Source organism: Mesorhizobium sp. M0761 (assembly GCF_040320205.1).
Classification (GTDB): domain Bacteria; phylum Pseudomonadota; class Alphaproteobacteria; order Rhizobiales; family Rhizobiaceae; genus Mesorhizobium.
Genome location: NZ_JAMYPF010000041.1, coordinates 1 through 7042, shown reverse-complemented (window position 1 = coordinate 7042; position 7042 = coordinate 1). Strand labels below are relative to the sequence as shown.

6 protein-coding genes are annotated in these 7042 nt (G+C 58.6%); 4 read left to right on the top strand and 2 right to left on the bottom strand.

Going from position 1 to position 7042, the window contains the following annotated elements:
* Positions 1-271: 271 nt before the first annotated feature.
* Positions 272-1036, bottom strand: coding sequence for a hypothetical protein (locus NKI32_RS31350; RefSeq protein WP_353005206.1), 765 nt, complete (start codon positions 1034-1036; stop codon positions 272-274).
* Complete coding sequence (locus NKI32_RS31345) at positions 1036-1404, bottom strand: hypothetical protein (RefSeq protein ID WP_352798144.1); 369 nt, start codon at positions 1402-1404, stop codon at positions 1036-1038. Before NKI32_RS31345 ends, NKI32_RS31350 begins: the two co-directional genes overlap by 1 nt.
* Positions 1405-1576: 172 nt before the next feature.
* Here NKI32_RS31345 and NKI32_RS31340 point away from each other — a divergent pair, with 172 nt between their 5' ends.
* The 4 genes from NKI32_RS31340 (at position 1577) to NKI32_RS31325 (ending at position 6928) form a co-directional block, all read left to right on the top strand.
* Positions 1577-2281, top strand: a complete 705-nt coding sequence (locus NKI32_RS31340; protein WP_352798146.1) for a hypothetical protein — start codon at positions 1577-1579, stop codon at positions 2279-2281.
* A complete protein-coding gene (locus NKI32_RS31335; protein WP_353005203.1) occupies positions 2278-4275 on the top strand; it encodes an ATP-binding protein in 1998 nt (665 codons plus the stop codon). The genes NKI32_RS31340 and NKI32_RS31335 overlap by 4 nt, the downstream gene beginning before the upstream one ends.
* Positions 4276-4285: 10 nt before the next feature.
* Entirely contained in the window at positions 4286-6175 is a 1890-nt protein-coding gene (locus NKI32_RS31330) for a hypothetical protein (RefSeq protein WP_352798151.1), read from the top strand.
* Between the two features lie 105 nt (positions 6176-6280).
* Positions 6281-6928, top strand: a complete 648-nt coding sequence (locus NKI32_RS31325) for a DUF2971 domain-containing protein (protein ID WP_352806042.1) — start codon at positions 6281-6283, stop codon at positions 6926-6928.
* The last annotated feature ends 114 nt before the right edge of the window (positions 6929-7042 follow it).

Sequence of the window (7042 nt, the reverse complement as noted above, 5' to 3'; positions counted from 1 at the left end):
GACAAGCCAGCCTCGGCAGTAAGATGGCGGCCGAGGCTGGCTTGTCGGCCGGCACTCTCAGCGCACCGCGGATGCATAGGCTTCACGGCCTCAATGGAAGCGCCCCGGCCGTGACAGGAGCCGCGGAATCCTGTTCGAGATGCGGGCGCTGAGTACCGCCCAGCTGCAGTTGCTATCGGCCGACATTGAGCCCTTCCATTCTGACACGAATGCGCAAACCGGTGTGTTAAGGTCTAATCGTGTTTCGTCACCGTTTCGATAGTGAGCCGCCCTAGTCTTCTGGCGGGGGTATTTGAAGCAACTCGCCGGAGAGCTTCTCCTTCAGCTGGTTCAGTCTTTCCAGGTTTGCGTTGAGGTCATCGGGCACCTCCTTTAGGCCGTGCGCGAGCACGCACGCGATCACAAGTCCGAAGTCGAGACAAGCGACCAGCGTCCGCAGCGTCTCGGTCTCCTCGGCATCGTAGATACCCGTCAGGTGGACAATCACGCGGTCACCCGCGTCCTTCGGTGGGTTGATATGACGGTAGATCGATTTCGGGTTAGGGTGGGCGCCATGGTCGATGGCCCCATCGTAAGCGTCCATGATCCACTTCTCGTATCTAGGCGAGGGGGCCCCGGCATCGATCCGGACGGCAGCTTCCTTTACAGCAGACGTGAAGGCCCTGCGACTTTTCTTCAGCGCTTCCGCGCTGGCATGGCGATCTGACCAAGTCTTCTCCAAGTCATCGTTATCTTTCATCAGGTATGCGTAGCACGCTGCCTCCAACGCCGTTCGGAACAAGGGAAACGTGGCTGCCGCATGGCCCGACAGCGCGATCCTCACGGCCGCAGTCCAAGTCATGAATGAATGCATCGATAGGAAGGCCTGGTGGGGTGACATCTTCATGTCGTCCGCCGTCCAGAGTTCACTCTGAAAAAAGCGGTAGTACTCCTCTATGGCAGCGACGAGCGGCGTCTCCGCCCCCAGCAGCTTGCGCGTGGTATCGTTGCCAAGCGCGACATAGTCGCGAAGCGTGTGTTCGAGTAGAAACTTCATTACGCCTTGCCGTCCTTGTGGAAGGCCGTGTTGAACCGCCACGACGCCCAGGCGATGCCTCCCGCCGACACCAGGGTAGACAGCGATAGCAGCTGGTAGGCGACGGCGATCTTCTCACCGCATCCGGAGTCTCCGCAGGTCGCTTCGACGGTCTCGTAGAGCGTGGAGAGCTGCCCCTGAAGCAGCCACAGTACGAAGAAGAACACGCAGGTCGGAATGATCTTTGCCCAGTTGACGCGCCCCATGCCGTGCCCCTTCCGTTGCTCGGCGCGACCATGACCGAAACGCGGCCAAGAAATCGCACCACTGAATAATTGGCGCGCGCATGATAGCGCCGAAACGGCCAAGATCACGAACTCTGTTTCCAATTGGGGTTGTTCCGCGTAGGCAGCTATTCACGGTCAACGCCGAGAAGCCGACGGTCTGGAACCGGCCACCCCGGTTGCGAGTGGTTGTGACAAGACCATAAGTGTTGTTCTCTCAGCGAATATTCGCGAATTTATCCAGACTAACATACACTCGGTCTATGTGGGGGCGTAGTTGACGGACATTGACTTGCTTGAAGATAGTGCAGGCCACGCGGGGTCGGTGAATACCACCGCCGCAGCTACTTCCGCCGGTGCCAGATACCGTGACGCCCTGCGGCTGCTCTTCATACTGGTGGCTGGCGCGGACGATGCCGACGAGCCTACAGGAGAAACCGTGAAAGTCTTCAGAGCCGAAAAGCGGCTAATGGCAATGGATTTCCTTGTACGCTATCCGGACTATCTGGCTGACGCGTTGCTGGACATGGTCGAAGCCAAGGCGGATGTGGACCTTCTTGATAAGGTCGAAGGCATTTTCGAAGCTGATGAACCGTCCGTCAGGCTCGTACGCATGGTCCGGTGGAAACGGGGTGCCTACGAGAACATCGAGGATGCCCTTTCCCTGCTGAGCTATTACGGACTCGTCCAGGCGATGCAGCTCAAAGGCGAGGACGGCAAGGTACGTCGCTATGAATACCTGATCTCGTCGAAGGCCGTCTCGTTCCTAGACAATTGTGTGACCGACCATCCGACCTTGGCGTGGTACCGGGACCGGATGGCGTTGGTGATGCGAGTGGCATCCGGCAAGAGCGGTTCGGAGCTCAAGGACTGGCAATATGAGCATCCCACCTACGGCCAAACACTTTACGGCGATCTCATCCCGAGCATTCGTGGGGAAGTCGAGAACCGCTTGCGTGAGATTTCGGAGAAGCTGAAATGAGCAAGTCCGCTCCCATCCAATCCACCGAGAGTAGCTGGCTCCGCGCCATCGCGGAACGTTCCGCCGTCGAGGAAAGCGTCGCCAAGTCCGTCCTCCAAAAATACAACATCCAGCCCCAGGCTACGCCGCCCCGAGCCAAGTCATTGCGGTTCAAAAGCATCCGTGTGGCAGGTACGCGTGCCGAATCCGACCGTGACGGGCAGTTTGACGAGACTTGGGATAATCTCGGCACCGGCTTGTTCGCGGTGATGTCCGACCGAAATCTCCGTGGCAAGTCCTCGATCTTGAACCTGCTCTACGCCGCCATCAGGGGGGACTTCCGGGGAAGGGTCAAAGCAGACGTGTGGAAATGGCTGGAAATCATCGACGTTACATATGAGATCGACAACGTTCTTCACCGTACAGAATTGCGGAAGGATGTAGGAGAGGAGGACCCGGTAAAAGCGACTGCCCGCCTCAGCCGTTCGGGCGGCGACGGGAACTGGGTGGCGCTCTACGACGGTGACGGCGGCGAGGGGCTGAAGTCCCAAACCGAGCAACTGATGATGTCTGAACTAACCTTCCCGCCAATCTATGCACACAATTCCAACACGGGTGGTCATGCCCATGGCTGGCCGCTGATCTCGTCCGCATTGTTTCTGTCGAGTTCCACCAACGCCAAGGCGCTTTTTGGTGACGTCATGATAGACGGCATCCCGCTGCGCCTACTGCAATTGTTCATCGGGTTGCCATGGGTCTCGACCTATAGCGCGGCGCTCACAGCGCAGAAGGAGGTCGAGGAATCCCGTTCAGCTCGTCCGGACAGGTCTACCTTGGACAAGGAGCTTGCGAAGAGGTTGGAGGTGGTCGGAGGCAAGCTCGAAACCGCGAAGGCTAGCGCGACGAAGGTAGACGATCGCGCTCGGAAGCGGGTCGAACTTGACGAATTGGATGACCGGGTGGTCACGCTGCGTGAGGTGGCGGAATCCGCACGCCTGGCTTTCGAAGCAGCCGACCTGTCGATGAAGAAGGTTTCGGACAGCTTCGATGATGCCCGGCGGAGGGTGAAGCAATTAGAGGACGAGCAGTCAGCCGGCTATTCGTTCCGCAAGCTCAGCCCGTCGTGCTGCCCGGCCTGCGAGGCGTCGTACAAGGACGTCGTGGCCGGCGTTGAGCCAGGCGGGGACGGCAGCACTTGTCTGCTTTGCAAGAACGATATCCCTCAGGACACGGACGATTTCGAGGACGATCGCATCCAGCTGGTGAAAGACGAGGTTGACGCCCTCGACACGTCACTGAAAGTGGCTAGGGCCAAACAAAAGGCGGCAGAGAAATCCGCCAAAGACGCCGTAGTTGAGCTGCGGAAGGCGAAGGAACGGTTTTCCGCGCTGCAGCTGGACGTTGCCGTCAAGGTCCCTGATTCGGAGCTGGAGATCGTCCAACTCGAAGCGCAGGCAGCTCAACTTCGCGACCTCATGGTGAATGGAATCGAGGCTGCAAGCACGGACGGCAATACCGACGATACGGTCAAAATTCTTCGTGCCGCCACGGAGGTCACCAAGGAACTGATGACTGATAAGCAGTCTGAAGTCCTAAAGCAGATCTCGCAATCGGTGATGGTCTTGGCCCAGAAGTTCGGCATGCCCAACGTAACTGAGATGCAGTTGGACAACGGAGGTCGCCTCAAGGTCAGGCAGGGTGGAGCTACCGAATGGTTCAGTAACCTGACCATGGGTGAGCGGCTGCGCATCAAGATCGCCATGGCGCTCGCGGCGGTCCAGGTTGCAAGGGAACGGGGCCATGGCCGCCATCCCGGTTTGATGGTGATTGACTCGCCCGCGTCAGAGGAGGTCGTGGACAAGGACTTCGAGGAGATGCTCGATAGCGTGTCAACGGCGGCCTCGGAGATGGGCGATGTGCAGATAATCATCGGCACGACAGCGCGTCCTTCCGTGGAAGCTGTTGTGCCGATCGAGCATAGACTACACGCTAAGGGCGACGACTACGTTTTCTAGCCGGTGGTGCATGGAACGTCTTATCGAGTTGTTGCAGGCGGATGCTGGCGGATCCAGTGATCCGGTCTCCATGTCGGCGGACCGACTGCTCACTGCGGTCCGGGAGTTGGCGCCCGGTGTCGACCGGGCCGATGGCTTCTGCTGGTTGTGCCGATGGATATCCGAAACCTCCGTCCAGTCCGTACTTGTAGAGATGCTGGCGTGGACGGACGATGCGCCTGCATTGGCCGAGATGGTCGATTGTCTGGAAGTGATCGAGATCCCGGTCGGGTTCGCCAGGCGGGCTTGGGACGGTCTCCGTTCCCACTACGAGGATCGTAGCAAACATCCATGGGGGCGTTCCCACGCTCTGAGGGGGGCGATGCTGCTCGCGCAGGAGAACGCGGTGCTTGTGCGCAGGCTACAGGCCAGCATCCTCGACGTGTCTATGGACGACGATCCGCAATTCCTACGTCACGTCGCCAAGGTGGCTGGCGCAATTCTACGTCGTTATCATGATGCGGATTTCAGGTCGCTTCTCGAGCAATTGGCGACGCTGGATGCGGCCGCGGACGAGGCGTCGATTGAAATCGGGTTGGCTGAGCTGCGCGAAGGGCTGGCCGCGCCCACCGGGGACGCACTCTGGTCGGCCCTTGAGTCTGCCCGAAGCTGGTTCGAAAGATCCCTCGACAATAGCGAGCACCGTCCGGATGCAAAGCTCTACAAGCTTTGCACGACCTTCCTACTAACAGTGCAGGATGACGGGCTCCGGGCCGAAATGAAGGAGCGTCTGCCCAACCTGGAAACTGCGGCCATCGAGTATACGGCGTTCGCACAGGCGCGCCACGCGTCCCATTCCTGGCTGGCAGTGTCCTCGAAGGAACGGTTTCATTGGCTGTCCATGGCGACGAAATTGGCGGCTTTGGCTAACTCCTTGACCAAAGAGGTCTGGTTAGACGTTGCACTCGTGATCGAGGACGAGCTGCTGTCGATTTTCTATCCTGGTAGCGAGGTTTTTGGTCTGCCCTCCACACCCGGCCTTGATGCGTCAATGCAAGACGCTACCATTCGCGGGCTGCGCGAACGCAGGTACTACCTACAGGCGCTGGACGAGTGGTTGCAGGTTAACACCGACCACGGGAAAGCCGGGGCTGTCTCGGAGTTGCGAGAGACCCTCAAGGGGACGATGGAGGGCACGCTTTATCGCCGCCCTTTCGACGCCACGACCACTAGCCGGCTGGTCGAGGTACTAGAAGATGCCGGCTTCAGCGAAGCCGTGGCCCAGATGGGTGTTTCGGAACTGCGCATGCATGCGGACGCCAACGTTCTGGTCGCCGACCTTTGGCAACAGGTAGTCAATCAGTTTTCAGCACAACCGGACTATTCGAACTTCCTCGACGCACGGATGCTCGTGGAATCGCTGGTCGGCCTATTGCTGAAATTTGTGGATGCCCGGTCGAACATCGGTGTCAGCACCGACCCTGCTGCCTCCTATTTATTCGTGAGAAGCGGCAAGCTCCCGGTGGAGCATGACCTTCAGCTGGATTTTCTGAAATTCCTGCAGACCGGGGGAGCGCCTACCTTTCAGGCCGAGGCACGTGACCGCGGCGGTGGTCGCGCGGACATCGACGTTCAATTCCGGGGCGTGAAGACGATTGTCGAGGTCAAGAAGGACGACAACGTTTCAGACAACGCAGCCTTGTCCAAGCGTTACGCCGGACAGGCGACTGGCTATCTCACGACCGGTGTCCGCTTTGGATTTCTTCTGGTCCTCGATCTCACGGACAGGAAAGGGCACCAGCAGCATATTTCAGAGCGAATAACCGTGGAGCGAAAAACGCCCGCTGGATCTAGTACCGAGTACCTGATCGTCGTCGCCCGAGTTCAAGCGCTCCGGAAGACGCCGCACGATCTCAAGTGATGTTATATGGCAAAGTTGTTCCGAGCAGCTCCGCTGCAAACCGGTTGTTTAGGTCATCTGAAATCCGCGCGCCAAAATTTGGAACGAAAATAGGGGGATGTCCTGATGACCGAACGCAATTTGAGACGTTATACGAACCTGGCGTCGGCCCTTCACATCCTCCACAACCGCTGTCTGACTCTCCTCAGCCCTGACACCTGGGATGATCGAAACGACTCTTACTTCATGTCCGAGTACAAGCGTATCAAGGACGTCAAAACGGTACTCGCGATCTGCATTGCGGACAGAGAGGAGACCTACCACCACTGGCAGGTCTTCTCCCGCGGGGCGGATGGAGTCTGTATCGAGTTCGACCGCGATGAGCTCCTGGCAGCGTTCGATAATGCCGGAGGTGTCACTCATAGGTACGTGAACTACGAGCTGGTGGCGAACGCCAACTCGATGCAAGAGGTTGATCTAGAAATCCTGCCGTTCACCAAGCGATGGCCCTATGGCGATGAGAAGGAGTACCGGGCGGTATATGTAGACGCCGACGTGGAAATGCCGGCATTTCCCGTCCCAATCGCACTCTCGGCGATAAAACGCATCAACCTCAGCCCTTGGCTGGCGCCGGCATTGGCCGAACCGGTCAAAAAGACATTGAAGTCAATTTCGGGATGCAGCGGATTGCGGATTTATCGGTCGACACTCATCGACAACAAGCCTTGGCAGAAGCTTACAGGGCGTGTGGCACCACCGCCGACCGTGCCATAAAGCCAGGTGGGCCGCATGGACTGCGCTGCGGTAGTGTGCTGAGAGTTCTGCAAATTCGCTGAGAGGGGGCGGTCATGGCAGGCTGGTGATTGTTCACGTCACCTGATTCCCGCG

Bases quoted from the DNA above. Each gene is read 5' to 3' on its own strand.
- NKI32_RS31335 (WP_353005203.1), top strand. From the start codon at position 2,278: ATGAGCAAGTCCGCTCCCATCCAATCCACCGAGAGTAGCTGGCTCCGC.
- NKI32_RS31325 (WP_352806042.1), top strand. From the start codon at position 6,281: ATGACCGAACGCAATTTGAGACGTTATACGAACCTGGCGTCGGCCCTT.
- NKI32_RS31330 (WP_352798151.1), top strand. From the start codon at position 4,286: ATGGAACGTCTTATCGAGTTGTTGCAGGCGGATGCTGGCGGATCCAGT.
- NKI32_RS31350 (WP_353005206.1), bottom strand. From the start codon at position 1,036: ATGAAGTTTCTACTCGAACACACGCTTCGCGACTATGTCGCGCTTGGC.